Source organism: Bradyrhizobium sp. CCGB01, from assembly GCF_024199795.1.
GTDB lineage: Bacteria > Pseudomonadota > Alphaproteobacteria > Rhizobiales > Xanthobacteraceae > Bradyrhizobium.
In genome coordinates this window covers 4,132,547-4,150,934 of sequence record NZ_JANADK010000001.1, presented here as the reverse complement: position 1 = coordinate 4,150,934, position 18,388 = coordinate 4,132,547, and the positions used below count along the sequence as shown (strand labels likewise).

General features: G+C 60.2%; 19 protein-coding genes. 4 read left to right on the top strand and 15 right to left on the bottom strand.

The features are described 5' to 3' along the window. The first annotated feature begins 86 nt into the window (after positions 1–86). From NLM25_RS18890 to NLM25_RS18880, 3 genes are all read left to right on the top strand, one after another. Positions 87–395, top strand: coding sequence for a hypothetical protein (locus tag NLM25_RS18890; protein ID WP_254121839.1), 309 nt, complete (start codon positions 87–89; stop codon positions 393–395). Between the two features lie 103 nt (positions 396–498). Further along, the gene (locus NLM25_RS18885; RefSeq protein WP_254121838.1) at positions 499–864 is read left to right on the top strand and encodes a response regulator transcription factor; all 366 of its coding nucleotides are present in this window, start codon (positions 499–501) and stop codon (positions 862–864) included. A gap of 29 nt (positions 865–893) precedes the next feature. Next, the gene (locus NLM25_RS18880) at positions 894–1,289 is read left to right on the top strand and encodes a response regulator (protein ID WP_254121837.1); all 396 of its coding nucleotides are present in this window, start codon (positions 894–896) and stop codon (positions 1,287–1,289) included. A 1,979-nt stretch (positions 1,290–3,268) separates the two neighbouring features. Here NLM25_RS18880 and NLM25_RS18875 read toward each other — a convergent pair. The 10 genes from NLM25_RS18875 to NLM25_RS18830 form a co-directional block, all read right to left on the bottom strand. Further along, on the bottom strand, positions 3,269–3,808 hold the full coding sequence (locus tag NLM25_RS18875) for a S26 family signal peptidase (protein WP_254137935.1): 540 nt from the start codon (positions 3,806–3,808) through the stop codon (positions 3,269–3,271). Then, entirely contained in the window at positions 3,798–4,016 is a 219-nt protein-coding gene (locus tag NLM25_RS18870; protein WP_254137934.1) for a helix-turn-helix domain-containing protein, read from the bottom strand. The genes NLM25_RS18875 and NLM25_RS18870 overlap by 11 nt, the downstream gene beginning before the upstream one ends. Positions 4,017–4,194: 178 nt before the next feature. Then, positions 4,195–5,013, bottom strand: a complete 819-nt coding sequence (locus tag NLM25_RS18865; RefSeq protein WP_254137933.1) for a DUF2285 domain-containing protein — start codon at positions 5,011–5,013, stop codon at positions 4,195–4,197. Between the two features lie 98 nt (positions 5,014–5,111). Next, complete coding sequence (locus tag NLM25_RS18860) at positions 5,112–5,435, bottom strand: DUF736 family protein (RefSeq protein ID WP_254137932.1); 324 nt, start codon at positions 5,433–5,435, stop codon at positions 5,112–5,114. Between the two features lie 1,098 nt (positions 5,436–6,533). Continuing rightward, a complete protein-coding gene (locus NLM25_RS18855) occupies positions 6,534–6,683 on the bottom strand; it encodes a hypothetical protein (protein WP_254137931.1) in 150 nt (49 codons plus the stop codon). 451 nt (positions 6,684–7,134) lie between these two features. Further along, positions 7,135–8,094, bottom strand: a complete 960-nt coding sequence (locus NLM25_RS18850; protein ID WP_254141213.1) for an ArdC family protein — start codon at positions 8,092–8,094, stop codon at positions 7,135–7,137. A gap of 742 nt (positions 8,095–8,836) precedes the next feature. Then, the gene (locus NLM25_RS18845) at positions 8,837–9,373 is read right to left on the bottom strand and encodes a hypothetical protein (RefSeq protein WP_254137930.1); all 537 of its coding nucleotides are present in this window, start codon (positions 9,371–9,373) and stop codon (positions 8,837–8,839) included. Between the two features lie 33 nt (positions 9,374–9,406). Next, a complete protein-coding gene (locus tag NLM25_RS18840; RefSeq protein WP_254137929.1) occupies positions 9,407–10,156 on the bottom strand; it encodes an acyl-homoserine-lactone synthase in 750 nt (249 codons plus the stop codon). A gap of 81 nt (positions 10,157–10,237) precedes the next feature. Then, positions 10,238–11,107: an autoinducer binding domain-containing protein gene (locus NLM25_RS18835; protein ID WP_254137928.1), complete on the bottom strand. Its 870-nt coding sequence runs from the start codon at positions 11,105–11,107 to the stop codon at positions 10,238–10,240. Between the two features lie 24 nt (positions 11,108–11,131). Next, a complete protein-coding gene (locus NLM25_RS18830) occupies positions 11,132–12,655 on the bottom strand; it encodes an aldehyde dehydrogenase family protein (protein WP_254137927.1) in 1,524 nt (507 codons plus the stop codon). A gap of 182 nt (positions 12,656–12,837) precedes the next feature. Here NLM25_RS18830 and NLM25_RS18825 point away from each other — a divergent pair, with 182 nt between their 5' ends. Then, positions 12,838–13,902 carry an alcohol dehydrogenase gene (locus NLM25_RS18825; RefSeq protein WP_254137926.1) on the top strand — a complete coding sequence of 355 codons (1,065 nt, stop codon included), beginning with the start codon at positions 12,838–12,840 and terminating at the stop codon, positions 13,900–13,902. 49 nt (positions 13,903–13,951) lie between these two features. Here NLM25_RS18825 and NLM25_RS18820 read toward each other — a convergent pair whose 3' ends face one another. Genes NLM25_RS18820 through NLM25_RS18800 form a run of 5 tightly spaced genes read right to left on the bottom strand, consistent with a single transcriptional unit; the run spans position 13,952 to position 18,375 of the window. Then, on the bottom strand, positions 13,952–15,127 hold the full coding sequence (locus tag NLM25_RS18820) for an ABC transporter substrate-binding protein (protein ID WP_254137925.1): 1,176 nt from the start codon (positions 15,125–15,127) through the stop codon (positions 13,952–13,954). Further along, positions 15,127–15,897 carry an ABC transporter ATP-binding protein gene (locus tag NLM25_RS18815; protein ID WP_254137924.1) on the bottom strand — a complete coding sequence of 257 codons (771 nt, stop codon included), beginning with the start codon at positions 15,895–15,897 and terminating at the stop codon, positions 15,127–15,129. Before NLM25_RS18815 ends, NLM25_RS18820 begins: the two co-directional genes overlap by 1 nt. Further along, the gene (locus NLM25_RS18810; protein WP_254137923.1) at positions 15,894–16,655 is read right to left on the bottom strand and encodes an ABC transporter ATP-binding protein; all 762 of its coding nucleotides are present in this window, start codon (positions 16,653–16,655) and stop codon (positions 15,894–15,896) included. The genes NLM25_RS18815 and NLM25_RS18810 overlap by 4 nt, the downstream gene beginning before the upstream one ends. Then, the gene (locus tag NLM25_RS18805; protein ID WP_254137922.1) at positions 16,652–17,503 is read right to left on the bottom strand and encodes a branched-chain amino acid ABC transporter permease; all 852 of its coding nucleotides are present in this window, start codon (positions 17,501–17,503) and stop codon (positions 16,652–16,654) included. Before NLM25_RS18805 ends, NLM25_RS18810 begins: the two co-directional genes overlap by 4 nt. Continuing rightward, positions 17,503–18,375, bottom strand: coding sequence for a branched-chain amino acid ABC transporter permease (locus NLM25_RS18800; RefSeq protein ID WP_254137921.1), 873 nt, complete (start codon positions 18,373–18,375; stop codon positions 17,503–17,505). Before NLM25_RS18800 ends, NLM25_RS18805 begins: the two co-directional genes overlap by 1 nt. Positions 18,376–18,388 lie beyond the last annotated feature (13 nt).

Sequence of the window (18,388 nt, the reverse complement as noted above, 5' to 3'; positions counted from 1 at the left end):
GATAATTGCCAAGTTTTCCCGGAACTGGTTGCGTCCTCTTAGTCATCCTCGATAGAAGGGATACGATCTACTGGCTCGACTCGCCCATGCCCAAAGAAAAAGAACAAGCAGGCCGCAAGGTCACGTTTGAGCACCATTTGCCCGCGCAGATAATGGCCATCGATGGGACTTGGCGTCGCTCATGCCGCGTCAAGGAAGTCTCGGAAGCCGGCGGGATCCTTCAGGTTGAAGGATCAATCGAAGGACTGGCCTTAACGGAGTTCTTTCTTGTCCTCTCTTCGACCGGCCTTGCCTATCGCCGGTGCCTGCTCGACAGAGTGAACGGCGATGAGCTGGCGGTCACGTTCCTCCGACAAAAGAACAACGCCAAAAAAGCGTCAGAGCCTCCCGCTTAGTCCAGTGAGGAGTGCCCATGCTGCCGATTATTCCCAGTTCTCGGGAACCTTCTGCTTCTGTGCACTTTGTAACGTTCAGCGAAAATGTAAGTTGGGGGCGACCTTGCCGGAAGTGCCATTAATCCTTGTCGTCGAGGACGACGACGCCATCCAAGGGATTGTCGAGGATGCGCTGAGTGAGGGAGGCTTTGAGACCGCCATCGCCAGGAAGGGAGTGACTCTACTCAAAGGCGGGCTTGTTGCGTATCGGAGCCTTGTCACTGACATCAATCTACTCGGAAGGTTCAATGGTTGGGAAGTAGCGCGAGCGGCCCGCGAGGTGGATGCCGCGTTCCCGGTGATTTACATGTCGGGAATGGCGGCCGACCAATGGGCCGTGCAAGGCGTTCCGAACGGCATCACGCTGACGAAGCCATTCGCCTCGGCGCAGCTTGTGGCAGCGGCCTCGCAGCTACTCAATCAAAGTTAGTCGCTTCTTACCGGCACCGGAAGCATCGGATGAAGCATGCATCGATACTCCTCGTTGAAGATGAAGCCCTCATTCGGATGATGCTCGTAGATATGGTTGAGCAGCTTGGGCATACCGTCATTGCCGAAGCCGGGAGTGTCGATTTAGGCCGATCCCTTGCGGAGATTGAGGACTATGATTGCGCGATCCTCGACATCAATTTGCATGGGTTCAATGTGAGGCCCGTCGCCGAGGCCGTGACAGGACGCGGCCTTCCACTGGTATTCGTGAGTGGTTACGGCACGAAAGGTGTGCCTGATGGCTTTCAAGGAATGCCTGTCCTGAACAAGCCTTGCTCGCAGGAAGCGCTCAAGCGAACTATTGACGCTGTTCTATCCGATGCACAGCATGAAAAAATTCGAGACATCGGCGACGAAGGATCGTAAGCCGTCACCGCTCGACATCGCTTGCCGAACTAAACAGGTCTGGGGGGTACATACCTGCTGAATAGGGTTGATGATGCTTGGAAAATTGCTGTGAACGTTGGCTATCCGGTCAAAGGCGCATTCAAACCCGAATGAGAGACACGACGCTCGAAGCTTCCGCTTCGGGTCATTCTCGTCGTTTTGGCTGTCCGACAGTCACTTCCGGTATAACCTGACGAGCGGACATTCGCAGTGTTCGACGGCATGTCGCAAAAGGGCCAGCAGCAGACTCTCGCGACTTCTTTGCCTCAGCACATCTCGGCGCTACAGGGCCCCGCCTAATTGGCCTATACGTCTCCCCTGTGCGACGGAAGACTGAAAGCAAAGGGCTTAAACATAAATTCGTCGCGGTCGACAATAAGAGGCCTCTCAAACCCCCAGTCGCTGGCCCGATTTTGAACTTCGATGGCGTCAACCAAGTGCGTCCGGGGAATCCCGAGATACCGGAAGGAGGCTGGCCCGGAGGGAGAGAGCGCACGTGGCAGCGTCAAGCAATATCCGAACCCTCTCGCCGCTCCATTCCGAAAGTCGATACTGGCACCAACGTTTGGGCCCTCGCGAAACAGGTCCTCAGTCCTTTGGACGGGATCAGCAGGACATGGCAACGCGGACCAACTCGTCATGTCGGGATAGTAAGACGGAGCAACGCCCTGGTCGCCCTTGCCCCATTTGACTGGATGGCGCCGGGGGAGCCCTCTATCAGGCACGTCGAACTCAAGGTTATAAAGCACGCGATTTGACGGGACCGGGACTGCATCTTCGTGATCAGTCTGCATAGGGCGACCGTAAAGCAGAGGATCTACTGCCTCCTGCTCTTCTGTGTTTATAGGTTTCCAAAATTGAGGTCGATCAGCGGGCCAGACTTCATGGACGCGCTCCTTCCTTGCTCCAACCAATCGAAAGCGAGCATAGCCATAACAACCGAGCCCCATCGGAACACGCGCGGGCGGCAAGCCATGTTCCTTAAGCGCGGCTACGCCGCTGGCCGTATGGTAGGATGATCGAGAGACCAGATTATGTTGCTCTCTCCGAAACTGGTCAAAGGCGGCACGGTCAGCGCGCTCTATTGTAGCTCCTCCAAATCGAAGAACCGACAAAGGGCTCTCATACGCGTCGTCGGATAGGTAAGCCGTCCCGAATGCAAGCGTCTCTGCATCATCGTAGACAACTATCACTGGGAGCAGGTCGGGAGGCACTTCGCCGTTTTCCGTCGTTTCGCCCCGGCACGCTCGTGGCGGACGCACGACAAGTCCTCTGCCGTCGCCCATTCGACGACCGAATACGCTTGGTGTCAGACCGATTTCGACCGTTCGACCCCCGTCCATGTAATTGATCTGGCGTACGTCGCAGCCGACAACAATGTCGAAATCCTGCGTCTCACCCTTGTAAGACAGCTTCACCTTGAGTCGATAATAAGTACCTGTGTCGCGAGTGGCGGACTTTGCGAAATCCCAGTTGCCGCGAAGTGCCTGGAATACTGGCGAACGCTTCGCACTAACCAAAGCCGCAACAAAAGCGACCACCAAAGCTAAAGAGATGAGAGCTATGGCCTTCATGCACGATTTCGGTTCTGGGTTTGTCTTGGCGCGACACCCCGGCGCGTTCTAGCCGTAGCTTCTTAGACCACGCATACGATGGACAATCGTAATGTGTGCAACCAAAGGTTAAAGCGCAGTTTGCTCAAACCGCAAAATCAGTCGAGTTCCGCTTTGGTCACTTGCGGACGTTCCCGCCCGATGGAGTTTAGGTCGGATCTACCCCTCGAAGCGGACGTCGGTGAACCGTCAAGCCACGTCGCCTTTGGGCCCAGAAGCGGTCCTCGCCTAACCGTCCTCGACAGGCCTGCTATCGGTCGGCCGTTCTTCTAGACAGCCTGATGCTGGCAGCGCCTCCCGCGCCAAGCGGTGCAAGCCTGGCGGCCGATGCCGAGGGGCGTCGTGTCAGCCAGCCGGTTTCCACGTCCAGAGTGGCGAGGCAACGCCAAGGATATCGCATCGCAGGACCGGCCCGAAATATCTGGAGTCGAACGACAGCGGGTGCGGCTGCATCAGGAAATACTCTCCCTCGGCCAGTCGCAAACACCCCTCCCAGGACGGCAGAGGCCGTCCTGCCCGGTCTTTTTCCTGGACTTCGGCGGTGACCTTGCCGTTGATGAAGATTGATTCAATCGGGTCCTTGGCTCGGCAGACGTCGTCGCCGGCGCTCGCCACGACCTGCTTGAGGAGCGGCACCGGGGCCGGCAGGATCTCATGGGCGAGGATGAGGAGCTCGATCGCGGGCGGTGGTCTGTAGACGGCGAGTTCGCCTCGGGCCGGCGCTCGCGGCTCGACGTAGTAGAAGCCGAGCGGCGCGCTGCCGGAGGCGTTGTAAATCACGACAGGCTGCTGGGGTCCGAACGTCAGCAAGGCAGCGACGGTGCTGGCCGACATCGCCGACAGTACGACCAGTTGGTGCCATGGTTTGTTGCGATCAATCGGCATCGGACGTCGACCTCCGCTTGCTGGCCTCGGAGTATTCGACGAGGTCTTCGATGTGGTAGCGGACGTAGCGTCCGTGCTTGCGGTAGGCTGGTCCCCTGCCGTCGACCCGCATTTTCTCGAGGGTGTTCTTGGTCAGCCGCAGCCAGGCCGCCGCTTCCTTGGTGTTGAGGAAAGGCTTGTCGGAAGCCTTGTCATCCTGTCCCGTCATTGCAGAAGTGTTCCTTCCTACAGCCACGCAACCCGTGAGTGTGTGAAGAAGCGTCGTCCGATCGAGAGCAGTTTAGGGAGTGGCGAAGTTTCGCCGGGTGCATTTCGCCACTAGGCGCGCGCAAAATTGGTCTAGCGAGCGAGGAACTGGGCCAGTCCACCAATCCCGCAAGCTCTGGTTAACCCAGAAGATCGCGATAGCCACCCTTCATGAGTTCGGTGCCTTTCGCAACGAGCCGTCGCGTGCGGTCCTTCAAGAATTGACTATGACTGCGCCATTCCTCAGTGACTTTCTTCTCTCCAAAGATTGCAATCGCAATCTGCCGATAGGTCTTGCCGCGAAGGCTTTCGTCGAGCGCGATGAGGGCGTGCTGCAAACGCTCGTCATTCGCAAATGGCGGCCTTTGCGTCTTCTGGAAGCTCGGCTCGGTGAAGCGCTTTAGCTGCTTCAAGAGCTCTGTCTGCGCGGCGATGTCGGTAAGGTCGGTCAGCTCGAACACTGGCGCGAAGGCCGCGGTGAGGACGCGCAGGCCGTGGATCGCGATGGGAACGTGGACACCCCCGCCCTTCATCAACACCAGCGGCACGCCATTGGCGCCGATGACGGCATGTCGATCCACCCGGAAATTTCCCAGGGTCAAGGATGCGGTCTTGCTCCCCGGTGTCGGTCTGGTCGCGTTCAAGCGAACGAGCCGTTTAAGGGCATCGGCGTGCCAGAACACGGGCGCCTGATCGGCAGCCAGGCGCGGATCGGCGAAGGCGGAGAGGCCCCATTTCTCGGCGCGAGGAAAACGCCGCGGCAGGCGCAACAGGCGCGTGCCGTCGATCAGGGTGATGCACGACAGGCGCTGCGGCACGGAGCAACGCCAATCAGCTTTGTAGTCCTCGTTTCTGCGCAGGAACTCCCATGCCCAATCGCTCCCGTCATAGGCGACGGAATTGCAGGCAGCAGCGTTGTCGCCGGCGTCGCGGCGCGAGTGCGAGACGGGATTGGTCAATGGATGGCCCCGGCGAGACTGTCCCCTTTCTGCTTGGCCCGGTCAATCGGGGCGAGAGAACGGCCCCCGCGAGAATTGCCCGCGGAGGCCGATTGTTGTCAGTCGACGGGATTCCAGATCAGGGCAAAGACGCTGTCGTCATCCTGGCCGGCGGCTCGCCCGAGATTGGCGTAGAGCTTGCGCGGACCGAACTCGGGGGCTGCCAGCGACAGGCTCACATAGTCCTTGCCGCTGTTCTCGCCGCGGCGGATCCAGCCTGCCCCGATCTCGACGTTCTGGGTCATGACGCGAAAGTCGGGATGGCTGTCGGCGGTCTTGTCGCGGTTGGGAATGATGTCGATGTCGGCCCGGATGGAGACGGTGCGGAGCTGGCCCTTGTAGCTGCCGTTGTCGTTCTTGGTGACGTATCCGATTGCGGTCATGGTCTTGTCCTCTTGTTGCTCGCGAGGAGCCGATCCCTCGTGATGGCGAGACCGTGATGGGAAGCGCAACTCCTTCGAACCCGCGGCTTTTCGCGGGGCGCAGCCCATGCGGAGCACCCGAGCCGACGGCTTTTTTGAAGCGTAGCGGCCGCGAGGAGCCGGACTTGTCCGGCGGGGAAAAAAGCTGGCGGCGAGGGTTTTGGCAGGCGGGGCGCTTGCCATAGGTCTCTCAGCCACGCGCAGGGAGATCGGGCCCGCAGGCAACAAGAGAACAAGGCTCGCCCGATCGGTTGGCGGCACCGGGGCGATGACGGAGAAGGATGTCTCTCAAGGCCGCGCGCATAGCGGCCCGCTCAACACAGATCCTGGCGCGTCCCCTTGAGATCCATCCCAACTTCCGCGTCATGATCGGGGACGTCGAGACCGGTCGCTGTGCGACTCCGAGCAAGAAACGCCGGCCTCCAAGGCGTGTGTTTCTTCGCTTGCGGCGCTCGAGACGTGCGCCCTTCAAGCGCTCCAACGATCGGCATTGGCCGTGACACGAATGACGCCCCTTCCCCGGTGTAGCCTCCTGCCGACTGGCATTCGTCGGCTTCGGGGACAACTCTCAGGGAAGGCTCGCTCGGGCGACCTTGCCGGGATGTTGGTTGGAGACGTCTCACTGCTCATGCATTCGCGATCAAGAACCGCTCTTTTGCGACTCGCAACGCGCGAATGTTGCGCGCCAGTGTCAAGCAGGCAAATCCAATGTACACTGTTTCACGTGCATGCCGATTCCCGGTGTGCATTTTCTTTGAGGATAGTTGGAGGGCTTATGGCCAAGAAAGCGAAGAAGGCTAAGAAGGCAGCGAAGAAAACCGCAGCTAAGAAGACGGTGAAGAAGGCCAAAAAGAAGAAGTAATTCTTCTGTGCCTTTAGCTTTCATTCCAGCCAAGTGGCCGCTCGCGGGTTTTCGCCGCTCTCATTGACCTTTTGGCGTTGGCCGGAATGATCGTCCCAATCGTTGGGCCGGATCGTGGGCGCTTGATGTGCTGCGGTCCGGCTTTTTCGTATGTGGCGTCGAGCTTACGTTTCTGCGCGAGGACGCCGCAGCCTGCCCTAATTGAGCCCGTTCGCCACCAGCGCAAGGCATGACAGCAGCACGGCGGTCGAGGTCAGCGTCGAGACGGTGACGACGAATTGAGCAAGGCAAATGCGCCTCAGCTTGACCGTGTACGGCTCGGGAAAGACCTTCGAGGGGTGTGCCATGGTCGGCTCCATGATGCGATGCGATGCACCGCCTGGATCGACTCATAGGGCGAGTCGGCCGATGAGCTCGCGGCTATATTTGCGGTTAGCCGGATTGACTCTGAAGCGACTCGGAACGCACGAAATCCGGGCGCAAACCAAGTGTTCGCGCCCGAATCGTCGTCCTCAGCCCCCGGTAAACAAAGGATTAATGATTTCGCAGGTGCGCGCAAGGTCGAGGGGTTTTGCGGGGGCGTATTGCCCGATTGAAACGCCATGTAGCGCGGCACCAAGCCTTCGACCTTTGCCCTGCCTCCCCGTTCAGGCAGTCGTGCCGGCGCCTTTCGAGCGCATCGCGTTGATCGCGGTGCGGTCGCGAAGAGGATCGAGGAAAGTCTCGTCCCCACCACTTGGCCGCGCCAGGCTTGAGCACCATGCCAGGGGCCTCGGTGAGGACCGAGCCCGCGCTGCCTCAGGGTGCCCCCGCCTGCGCTGCTTCAGCGCGGTTGCTCGGGCCAAACGCGAGCAGGAAGTCAGCGGCCTTGGAGGCTTTGCTTGCCGCCTGAAAGATCGCCCGGCTATCCTCGCGAAGAACGTCCAGCCATGAGCCGAGATAGTCGGCATGGCGGACGGTTGGCTTGATGCTGAGAGCTGCGCAGATGAAGGCGGCCGTCAGTTCGGCAACGAGTTCTTCCTTGGCGTAGGGTTTGGAGCCGAACGCGCCCGAGAGGTCGCGGTTTAGGCGGCACTGATGGCCGGTCCAGTGCCCAAGCTCGTGAAACAGCGTCCGGTAAAAGTTGATCTGCTCGAAGAAAGCGGCTTGCTGTGGGATATGAACGCGGTCCGTCGACGGGGCATAGAAGGCTTCGGTGCCGCCGATGCGGATATCGGCGAGCGTTGCAACGGCCAGCGCCTCGGCCCGCGGCACGATCTGGCGCTCCGGCACAGAGGGGGAAACCGCGGCGAGATGGTCGGGTAAATGTTCGCACTGGTCGAGGTTGAAGACGGTGTAGCGGCGCAGGAAGGGAATGGCCGTCTCGCCCTCCTCCGCCTCGCTTTGCCCGGTTCGTGATGCGCCGTCCCGGCCGCGCTTGGGAATGAAGCGGTCGGCGTAGCAGACGGTGACGCCATGCTCGCCCTTGCGAACGGACGCGCCGAGCTGGGAAGCCTGATTGAAGGTGATCCAGCGGCCCGAGGAAAAGCCGCTCTCAAACTGCTTTCCCCAGAGGATCAGGATATTGATCCCGGAATAGGCCTTGCTTGTCGCCGCGTTCCGCGGCAGCGAGAAGGCGTGATGATCGCCCCCCACTCCCCAAGGCCGCGCCCAAGGGAAGATGCCGGCCTCCAAATCGGCGACGATGCGCGTTGTAATCTCCTCATAGAGGCTCGCTTTCGGCTTGGTCATCTCATCGCGTTGGTTCTTCGTACTCATATCAGTCTCCATCCGCCCTTCTTCCGCGCCCTGCCCCCGGAAGGCGGGGTGGGCGGCGAAGAGCGACCGGAAAGCCCCGAACATTTGAGGCGGGCTGCACCGGAACGGCCGGAGCGACAGCGGAGGACCGCGCCCAAGAACAACGTGCACAGAGAGAGACCCGGAGGGGGCGCGGTTGCAGCCGGCCGGTTCGGGGCTATGCGGGAGCGCCGCCCACCCCGACGTCAGGGGGCAACTCAAATGCGCCGGCCGCTTCGCGGCTGGCTCCGCAAAGCGCATCGGAAACGGTGCTTGCGAACCCGGCGCCATTGCGATTGGTCTCCCGGCTCGCTTTGCAGCCCGGACGACGCCCGCTCAGGTCACTCCCCGCTCAGTTATCGCACTGGCGACACGATCGACGGACCACCTCCTGTGACCGCGACGGTTCGCGATTACACGCGTCGAACGCGACGTTCTACGAGCCGGCGCTTGCCAGGATTGTCTTGGTGGTTGCTTCCCGTTTCTGAGACGCCATGTTCCAGACATCCCCCACCAGACGCCGCTTCAAAGGTATCGCTTCGGAGGCTTTGCTTCGCAGGCGTTACATCTCAAGCCTTGTGTCCTGGACATCGCCTTCCAGGCTTCGCTTCCACTCAGACAACCCTGTCCTTTGCGCCAGGGATCAAAGCCGGAAGGCCGAGACCATTCTGGGCTCGGTTCACGAGAGCCCGGCCCGCAAGCAAAGGCTTGCGGGTGGCGCCCCTCAAGACAGCAATCGCTGGATTCTGAGCATCAGCTCACGATCATCCAGAGCCGCAGCCCACTCGAACAAGGCTTGACGGATTGTGGTCGTGACGATGCCATGATGCGCCAGGCGATTAACAACAAGCTGGCGATCAGCTTCTCTTCTCGCGAATGCCAGATCCGCAAGCAACCGAACCTCATAACCCCGTCTCGCCCCCTCGAGTGCTGCAACCAGAACCTCCTCCTCCAAATACCCGCCACCGAAGAAGACGATTCCGGCGTCCGCCTCCGCGAGCTGCGCGCTAAATGCTGGATCGTGCCATGGCGACAGAGCGTCCGACTCGAAAGACTCGATCGCGGCAGCCACCTCTGCAGCACACAGGCCCGGCCAATGCGCACCGAACGCGATTGATCGTACGCCAAGGATATCGCGGCAGATCGGGAGCAGCGCCAGGCCTTCATCGCGTTGCGCGGCAAAAGCCCCAGCTCCTCCCGCTACGCTGCCTCGCGCGAGATTGAGCAGGACGACACGGCTCTGGCGGGGGTCTGCCAGCAAGATCCAGGCTCCATGGCGCAGGGCATGACGTGGTCACGCGGCTTTGCGATCCTCAGGCAACCTACGCAAGACAGGCCCCGGAACGCCCGCCTGCCGGTACATCGCCTCCAGCGCCAGATCGCAGTGTCTGAGATAACCTGCGAGCGCGGTCGTCTGACCGAGCTTACGCGGTTCGGTCAACCTCTCGAGCGGCCAGTACGCTCGCCTTAGAATGCGTTCCATACGCACGTCGGTGACGGTTACGATCGCATTTGCGCCTTTCGCGCGCATCGTTTCAAGCATTGCTGCGAAAAGCACGAAAGTAGCGCGATTGAACCCGCGTTGCCCCAGTTCGGCGACGCGCTCAGTGTCGACGCAAAACCGCGAACTCTCGAGGATGAGTTCGCTCCTTGGTGCCTCCTTGTCCCCGAGCAACATCGGAAACGTGTCGGCGAGCATGGTTGGGCCGGTGGTTGGAAGCAGCCTGACACATCCGAGGACGTCGTTGTCGTCTGAGACGACCAGGATGTGGGTTGGCGCCAGCGCATCGTAAATGTCGATCTCCAGATCTCCGGAGACTGAGACTGTCCAGTCCAGGCGATCTTTGAAGACGCGGCGGCGCAGGCGGAACATCTGCGCCAACAGGTCGAGCCGGGATCCGGATTGACGATGGTCGAGAGTAATGGCGTGCATAGCGAACTCCGTTGGAAGGAGTTCACCAGACCAGAGAGCAGCGATTGCAGCGCCTGTGCTATTTGACAGGTTCATGACGAAACCGAAACTTGCGCCAATGTCGGCAAACAAGCGCCGATTTTTCCATGCGACGATAGCCGAGGCACGCCTTGACGCGGCGCCGTACGGGGTTGGCCAAGAGGTCGAGGTCTGTCAGGGCAGAAGTCTTTGCCGCATCGCCAGCGCGACGCAGTGGGTAATCGACACCGCGCCGAGCTTACGGCGCGCGTTCGCGAGATGGAAAGCCACGGTGCGCGGGGTGATGTCGAGGATTACGGCCGTCTCGGATACGGTCTTGCCGAGAGCCGCCCATGCCAGGCATTGCCGTTCGCGCTGGCTGAGGATCTGGACGCGTTGCGGAACGACGCTCGTTGCAGGTCGCCCGCGTAGATGTGTGTGAAAATAGAGGCCAAGCAGCTGGACGACATCATGTGATGTCGCCAACAGCACGTCCGGCTCCATCAGGGCGTCATCGGTCGCAACGGTGAAGGCTGCCATGCGGCCGAACCCTGCCCTGATGGGCACCGTGATTCCCGACCTGATCCTGAACTCAGTTGCCTCCTGGAAGAAGCGGACTTGCTCCCGGCTTGCCGGGCGGATTGACCCGGAGGATGCTCCCCAAGTGAAAGTCGCATGCTCGGTTTGCGCCCGGAGAATGACGGGATCGAGCCGCTGATACTGGCGGCGCAGGTACCGGCTCGTCCAGGATTTTGGGTAGGATGAGATGAGCTTCAGCGAGCTGTCGACAATGCTGAGATAGGCAAACCAGCGAAAGCCGAGGCCGTGGGATGCCCGCGTCGCAATCCGCTCGAACTCGTTCTCATCCATGGCCGTCTGAAGGGCGTCAACGAATTCCTGGAAGATGTTTTCCGTCCAGTTCATGGCTAACTGGATCCGACTGTTGGATTGGGCTGATCGCTCGTCCGATACATCGTCCCTGAGGCGATTCCCGCCCTTCCCAGCACATCTACGAGCGACGGTCTCAAACCGCAGTGGCGGCTTGAGCTCATGACTTGCCGCCACCCCGGTGAATCAACTTCGGCTTGGTCAGAGGCGGATACATCCGTCCCAAGGAGAGGTCCCTCCCCAGTTGACGCACACGCTCTGTCTTCGCATGTAACCCTTCCAGGCGTCAGACCCGGCCGTGCGTCCGCCACCTGTTTCCTTCTCACCTCCAAACGCGGCACCGATGTCCGCACCGGTCGTCCCCATATTGACCCTCGCAATCCCGCAGTCGCTCCCCGCGGCCGACAGGAACAGCTCGATATTGGAGAGATCCGTGCTGTGTATACCCGACGACAATCCCTGCGGTACGCTGTTGTTGATGCGGATGGCTTCCTCAAGCGTATCGTAGAGAAAGACATAGACGATCGGAGCGAACGTCTCCTTCTGAACAGACGGCAGATCCGGTGGCAGATCCGTGATGAGCGTCGGTTCGACATAGTAGCCCGGTCGATCAATGCGCTTTCCACCGAAGACGACTTTGCCGCCAGCGTCCCTTGCATTCCGCACAGCCCTGTCGAAGTGCATGACAGCGTCCCGGTCGACCAGCGGGCCGACAATCGTCGCGGGCTCGCGTGGATCGCCGACTTTGATCTGGCCAAATGCTTCCTTCAAAAGTGCGACGAGTGGTTCAGCGACCGAGCGCTGGACAATGACACGTCTTGTGCTTGTGCAGCGCTGACCGGTCGTGCCGATTGCACCAAAGGCAATGCTGCGCGCCGCCAGCTTGAGGTCGGCGGTCTGATCAACGATGCAGCCGTTATTGCCTGAGCATTCGAGCAAGTAGCGGCGTCCCAATGTACTTCCCACGACATCCGCGACCCTGCGGCCGACGGCGCTCGATCCCGTGAACGACACCAAGGCAACCCGTCGGTCGTAGACAAGGAGCTCTGCCACGCTGTTATCGCCTGGCATGAAGAGCGAGAAGACACCGTCGAGCTCGAGCTCGCTCATCGCTCTGTTGCAGATCTGCTGCAAGCCGAGCGCGGTAAGCGGCACTTTCGGACTGGGTTTCCAGATGACGGTATTGCCGCCGATGGCCGCAAGGAAGGCATTTTGGGCCCAGACCGAGGCCGGGAAATTGTAGGCCGTGATCACCCCAACGACGCCTAGCGGCAGCCATTGATCGTACATTCGGTGCTTGCTGCGCTGGGACTGCTGAACCGAGCCGTACATCATGCGAGATTGTCCCGCCGCCATGGCCGCCATGTCGATGACTTCGCGAATTTCAGCCTTTGCCTCGCCAAGAGCCTTGCCCGTGTCGACCACGATAAGCGCGGCCAGATCGTCAAGATGCTCACAGGCCAAGGCCCCAATCCGCCCAACCAGCTCACCTCGCCTCGGCGCAGGAACAGAGGCCCAATCGATTTGCGCGGCCTGAGCACAGCGAATGATGCGCTCGTAATCCCGCTCATTCGCGCCGGCAATTTTTGCCACAACCTTGTCTTCGGCGGGGTCGACCGCATCGAAGGGACTTCTGTCTGTGGTTGGGCTCCATCCGTCTCCATGGGCGTAAGCGCCGGAGTTCAGAGGACCAATATCGAAATTCTTCAAAGCTCGCTCAAACATCCCAGCCTCATTTAGTTATTTAACCAACCTAACTATATTGCTATAGATACGTCACCGGGATGTCAATCGGACCACGCGCGACGCGCGCAGCTTGAACGATCGGGTCAGGCTCACCACGAAGCTCGTCCATGTCGGGGCAACGGTTCGCATGTCATTCAGGATCACTCACAACGGAGGAAAACTTGAAAAGTTTTGCGCTCAGCCAATACCGGGCTCCCCTCGAATGCATCGAAACATCCACGCCCGTCCCCGAGGGCAATGAGGTTCTCCTCAGGGTGCGCGCCTGCGGCGTTTGTCATACCGACCTCCACATCTGGGAAGGCGGCTATGACCTCGGCGGCGGAAAGATGATGAAGATGTCGGACCGTGGCCAAAAGCTGCCGCACACGATGGGGCATGAAGTCGTTGGCGAGGTCGTGGCAATTGGCCACGAAGCGCTCCATCTTGTCGAAGCCGGCAGAACTTATCTGGTCTATCCATGGTTCGGATGTGGCGAGTGTCAGGTCTGCAAGAGTTCGGACGAGCATTTGTGCCCGACTCCCCGATATCTCGGCGTCCTGCGTCCAGGCGGTTATGCCGACCACGTCCTGGTCCCGCACCCCCGCTACCTGGTCGATATTCCCGCACTCTCGCCCGAGCAGGCCGCCCCCTATGCGTGCTCGGGACTGACAGCCTATTCCGCGCTGAAGAAGCTCGGTCCTCGTGGACTGAGAAAGCCTATCCTGATCGTGGGTGCCGGCGGGCTGGGCTTGATGTGCCTTTCGCTATTGAAGGCGATGGGACGGTCCGGGGCGATCATCGCCGACATCGACCCTGACAAGCGGCGCGCGGCCCTCTCAGCAGGCGCAATTGCTGCGCTCGATCCCACCACAGACGCCTTCGCTAAACTCCTTGCCGAGCGCTCCGAGGGTGGCATCCACGCGATCATCGACTTCGTCGGCTCCCCGGCTTCGTGGGACCTCTCGATGGCGACCCTTGCCAAGGGGGGAACCTACGTGATCGTGGGTCTCTACGGCGGCGAGCGAGCCCTATCCCTGGCAACGATGCCTTTGCGCGCGATTACGGTATCCGGTTCGTTTGTTGGTAGCCGGCGAGACCTGATCGAATTGATGGGCTTGGTGCGGACCGGCGTCGACCCGATGCCGATTGTGACCCGGCCCCTCGAAAGCGCCCATGAGACTCTGTCTGACCTTAAGGAAGGCCGCATCGTTGGACGAGCCGTCCTGGTGCCGGGGCGCCCGTCATAACCAAACCGGTTGGACGGTGCCGGCAAGCCGGCACCGTCCGGGTAGTATCTCAATCGCCAGTGCGCTGATCGAACAAGGTCCAGCGTCCGCCCTTGGCCTCAAGCACGTAGATGGGCTTGATGGCATCACCATTCTCACGGAACGTGATCTTTCCGCCGAGCGCCGGGTAGTCCTTCATTTTCCGCAGTTCGTCCTTGATGGCAGAGCGCTCGGCAGCGAGTTTTGAATGCTCACCGGTCACCCGGGCCCGTTTCATGGCCTCCGCATACAGGTAGACGATGTCGTAGCTGGATATGTCGGTCTGGTTCGGCACGGTGCGGCCAATCTTAGCGGCCTCCGCTCTCACTGCGAACGACTTTGCAAAGGCACGGACGGCATCGTTCAGATCGCTATAGAAGGGCGACCCGACGATTGTCCCCTCACCTGAATCTCCAAACCGGATCGGGAGGTCAGGATCTCCGACAGTCGTTCCAGCAAACAGGCGCGCATTGACGCCCTGCCGCTTCATTTCCTTGGCGAGATTGATCATGGCTTCGGGCGGTGCTCCGACACCGATAATATCCGGCTTCAACTGGGCAAGCTTCGACACCTGTGCCGACATGTCGAACGCCTTGTACGGGAAATCGACGAATCCACTCACGGGCACCTCGATCTTCAGCAATGTCTCCGGCAGTACTGCCGTTCCAACCGCCTTGGATACGGCATCATCAGTCGCGTAAGCGATGGCGGCTGTCCGCATGCTGAGCCCCTTGGCCCGCATCGCCTTGAGAACCGTTTCGATGACCAAGCCTTCGTCGACCGTATTGCGGAACGCGAATTTGAATGGTGCCGCCACACCCGGCGCCGACGACGACATCGACATCTGGGCAATCCCGAGCCGCTCCCCGGCCGAGAACGCCACCCGCGCCTCGCTCGAGGAGAACGGGCCGACGACAGCGAGGGCTCCACTATCACGCGCAAACTGCTCGACGGCGAGGACCGCCTGCTTCGGATCTCCTGCCGTATCGAACTTGACGACTTTGAGTGGCAGGCCATTGACGCCACCGGAACGATTGATCTCGTCAACCGCCATATCTACGGCAATCTCATTCGCATTCGCGACGCTTACGAAAGTGCCGGTCCGCGCCATCGACAAGCCGATGACGAGATCCTCCTCGTGCGCATAAGCCACCGATGCAAATGCGGTGGCCATCAGCAGTCCCACCAAGCTTACCTTGTATTTCATTATCGCCTCCCTATCGACTTCCTCACATGACCGACTTCTGCAGCCTCAACCGCTGAACCGCCGAGATAGGCTTCCTGGAGCCGAGAACTTCCGGCGATCGCAGCAGCATCGCCCTGCATGGCGACGCGCCCGAGCTCCAGAACCGTCGCCTGGTGCGCAATTTTCAGAGCATTCGCGGTATTCTGCTCGACCAGGAGTACGCTCAGCCCCTTGCTGTTGTAGTCCCGGATGAGCTCGAACAGCCTTGTGACAAACAGTGGTGAGAGGCCAAGCGACGGTTCGTCCATCATCAGGAGCCGTGGCTTTGCCAGCATCGCGCGACCGAGCGCGAGCATCTGCTGCTCGCCACCAGACAAGCAAGCTGCATTCTGGGTTCGGCGCTGCGCCAGATTGGGGAACCGGTCGTAGATGTCGTCGATTTCACGCCGTACGGTGGCTGTGTCCTGCCGCATATGGGCACCAAGCAGCAGGTTCTCTTCGATTGTCATGGACACCAGAATTCGGCGGCCCTCCGGCACCAGGACCAACCCCGCCTCGATGCGCTGATGAATTGGCCACCGCGTAACCTCGGCGCCTGCAAAGACGACCTTGCCGCTCGTTGGCGAGACTGCCCCAAGAATTGAATGCAGAAGAGTACTCTTGCCGGCTCCATTTGCGCCGACAACTGTCGCGATCTCACCGTGTGCGACCCGGAGCGAAAAGCCGACAAGTGCCTCGACGCGTCCGTAACGCGCCGACAAGTTCTCGACGTCGAGAATCCACCTACTCATGCTGCCTGCTCCACTCCAAGATAGGCCTCACGAACCTGCGCATCTGTTCTGACTTGATCGAATGAACCTTCGGCGATTTTGCAGCCGAAGTTCAGAACGACGATTTTCTCACAGATCGAACGGATGAAATGCATGTCGTGCTCGATCACCAAGAGCGTGGTCCCTCGCTGCTTCAGGATTTCAAGGTGACCGTGCAGCTTGCGTGTTTCCGATGCATTCAACCCCGCCGCTGGCTCGTCCAGCATGAGAACCGATGGCGATGACAATGTCGCGCGGATCAAATCCACACGCTTGCGAACCCCATAGGGAAGCAATCCCACCGGTTCGTCGGCGTACTCGCGCAGACCAAACGCGGCCAGTTCGTTCTTGGCAGCCCGTATCCACTCATGATCGCGAACGAGCCGAAATGGACGCAGCACGTCGAGAGACCGCTTTAACGTGGCGTGCTGCCCGATGAGCAGATTATCGACCACCGACAGGCGCGGTATCAGGCGGATATTCTGAAAGCTCCGCGCAATCCCGCGTCTGATGCGATATCGAGACGACAGACCGACGATATCTTCGTCTCGAAACCGGATGCTTCCGGAGGTGACCGGGTACACGCCGCTGATGAGGTTGAACACCGTCGTCTTTCCAGCGCCGTTGGGACCGATCAATGCAGTGGCGGATCGTTCCGGCACGTCAAACGTAAGGTCGCGCACGACTTCGAGCCCCCCGAACGATTTCGACAGATTTTGGATGGAAAGGAAGTCGGTCATGATGCAGTCGTTCCGCCTTGTGCCTCAGCCTGCACGCGACGACGCGACAGGCCGCGCGTGATCAGCCCCTGCGGACGCAGGGCCATGAAGATGATGATGAAGAGTGCGAAAATGGCGTATCGCCACTGGGAGCTCGATCTTAGCGCTTCCGGCAAAAACGTGAAGATCGCGGCCCCGATGAGCGGTCCGAAAACCGATTGTGTGCCTCCGAGCAGCACGTACAGTACCGTGTACGTGCTCAGCATCACCCCGAAATACTGGGCCTCGATATAGTTGAAATAATGCGCATAGAGCCCTCCGCCGACGCCGGCAATACCTGCACCTGCCGTCAGCGCGGAGATGCCGAGAGCTTTTACGTTCAGCCCCAGGAGGTCCGCGACCAGAGGATCGTTTTTGACGGCCGCGAAGTAGATGGTTACCCGTGTCGTGGACACCAGGCATACAAGTAGAACGATCGCGGCAGCAGCTGCGACGACGAGGTATGCGCCGATGTGCATAGAGACGGGATAGCCCGCGGCGCCGCCGACGACCTCGAGATTGAGGAAGATCGCAGAGATCACCTGCCCCAATGCAAACGTTGCAAGGGACAGGTAGATGCCTTGGGTTCTGAGTATTGGCGCGGCAACGGCGAAAGCCAGGATCGCCGCTGCCCCCCCGCCGGCCCCGACAGCAGCCAGCGCCGGCCATCCACATTCATTGGTCAAATATGCCGCGGCATAGGCGCCGATCGCCATGAACCCGGCGATTCCGAGATTCAGCTGCCCGGCCGCCATCGGAAGGTAGACGCCGTAAGCGGCAATGGTGTTGAGGGCGAGCAGCACAATCAGGCCGGTCTGATAACCCGACATCAGAGCTTCTCCCTGGCTGCAGCCTTGCCAAAAAGCCCTTCGGGCTTGGCGACGAGCAACGCGAGCAACAAGCCGTAGACACCGATATTGACGAAGTCGGCGCCCAGGAATTGCGTCGACAGGATCTCGACCAGGCCGATCAGAAGGCCTCCTGCAACCGCACCCCAGATATTGCCCATGCCGCCGATGATCATCGCGCTGATGCCCTTGAAACCGATATTCTCGCCCATCGTCGAGGAGACCTGGAGGTAGCTGATCGCAAAGAGAATGCCGCCGATCCCGGTGAAGACTGCGCTCAGCACGAACACCCTTGGGACCACGGCGCCGACGTTCACGCCAAGCATCGATGCCGTGCGCCGGCTTTCGGCGATCGCCCTCACCTGCCGACCGAGATTCGTGAAGCGCAGCGACAGGGAAAGGGCGACAACGAAACTGAGCGAGAGGACAAGGCTCAGCACTTGAGCTCCGCCAACGACGATTGAGCCGGCTCTGAAGTTGAAGTCGGCAATGAGGGCAGGAAACGACTGTTGATCCGACCCCAGCCAAAGGACCACAAGGTTCTCAAGAAGAACCAGGAATCCGAGTGAACTGACGAGCGGGACCTCCGGGTCACTGTCGCTGCTCGGTCGATAGGTCAGCAGATAGACCGCCAGACCCACGATCGCGCTCGCGCACAGCGCCAGCCCAAATGCGAACAGCCAGTGCTGGCCGCTCCTCAGCGCCGCCCACGAGACCATTCCCGCGATCATGAAGATGCCCGGAATGGAAAAATTGAGGAAGTTGAGGACGCCGATCGCCAGCGTAAAGGCGACAGCAATCATCACATAAACGCCGCCAAGCATGAGGCCGTTAACGAATTGCTGGGCAATCATGACCACCTCGCTC

Bases quoted from the DNA above. Each gene is read 5' to 3' on its own strand.
- NLM25_RS18890 (WP_254121839.1), top strand. From the start codon at position 87: ATGCCCAAAGAAAAAGAACAAGCAGGCCGCAAGGTCACGTTTGAGCAC.
- NLM25_RS18880 (WP_254121837.1), top strand. From the start codon at position 894: ATGAAGCATGCATCGATACTCCTCGTTGAAGATGAAGCCCTCATTCGG.
- NLM25_RS18875 (WP_254137935.1), bottom strand. From the start codon at position 3,808: ATGCCGATTGATCGCAACAAACCATGGCACCAACTGGTCGTACTGTCG.
- NLM25_RS18870 (WP_254137934.1), bottom strand. From the start codon at position 4,016: ATGACGGGACAGGATGACAAGGCTTCCGACAAGCCTTTCCTCAACACC.
- NLM25_RS18860 (WP_254137932.1), bottom strand. From the start codon at position 5,435: ATGACCGCAATCGGATACGTCACCAAGAACGACAACGGCAGCTACAAG.
- NLM25_RS18855 (WP_254137931.1), bottom strand. From the start codon at position 6,683: ATGGCACACCCCTCGAAGGTCTTTCCCGAGCCGTACACGGTCAAGCTG.
- NLM25_RS18850 (WP_254141213.1), bottom strand. From the start codon at position 8,094: ATGAGTACGAAGAACCAACGCGATGAGATGACCAAGCCGAAAGCGAGC.
- NLM25_RS18830 (WP_254137927.1), bottom strand. From the start codon at position 12,655: ATGTTTGAGCGAGCTTTGAAGAATTTCGATATTGGTCCTCTGAACTCC.
- NLM25_RS18820 (WP_254137925.1), bottom strand. From the start codon at position 15,127: ATGAAATACAAGGTAAGCTTGGTGGGACTGCTGATGGCCACCGCATTT.
- NLM25_RS18815 (WP_254137924.1), bottom strand. From the start codon at position 15,897: ATGAGTAGGTGGATTCTCGACGTCGAGAACTTGTCGGCGCGTTACGGA.
- NLM25_RS18810 (WP_254137923.1), bottom strand. From the start codon at position 16,655: ATGACCGACTTCCTTTCCATCCAAAATCTGTCGAAATCGTTCGGGGGG.
- NLM25_RS18805 (WP_254137922.1), bottom strand. From the start codon at position 17,503: ATGTCGGGTTATCAGACCGGCCTGATTGTGCTGCTCGCCCTCAACACC.
- NLM25_RS18800 (WP_254137921.1), bottom strand. From the start codon at position 18,375: ATGATTGCCCAGCAATTCGTTAACGGCCTCATGCTTGGCGGCGTTTAT.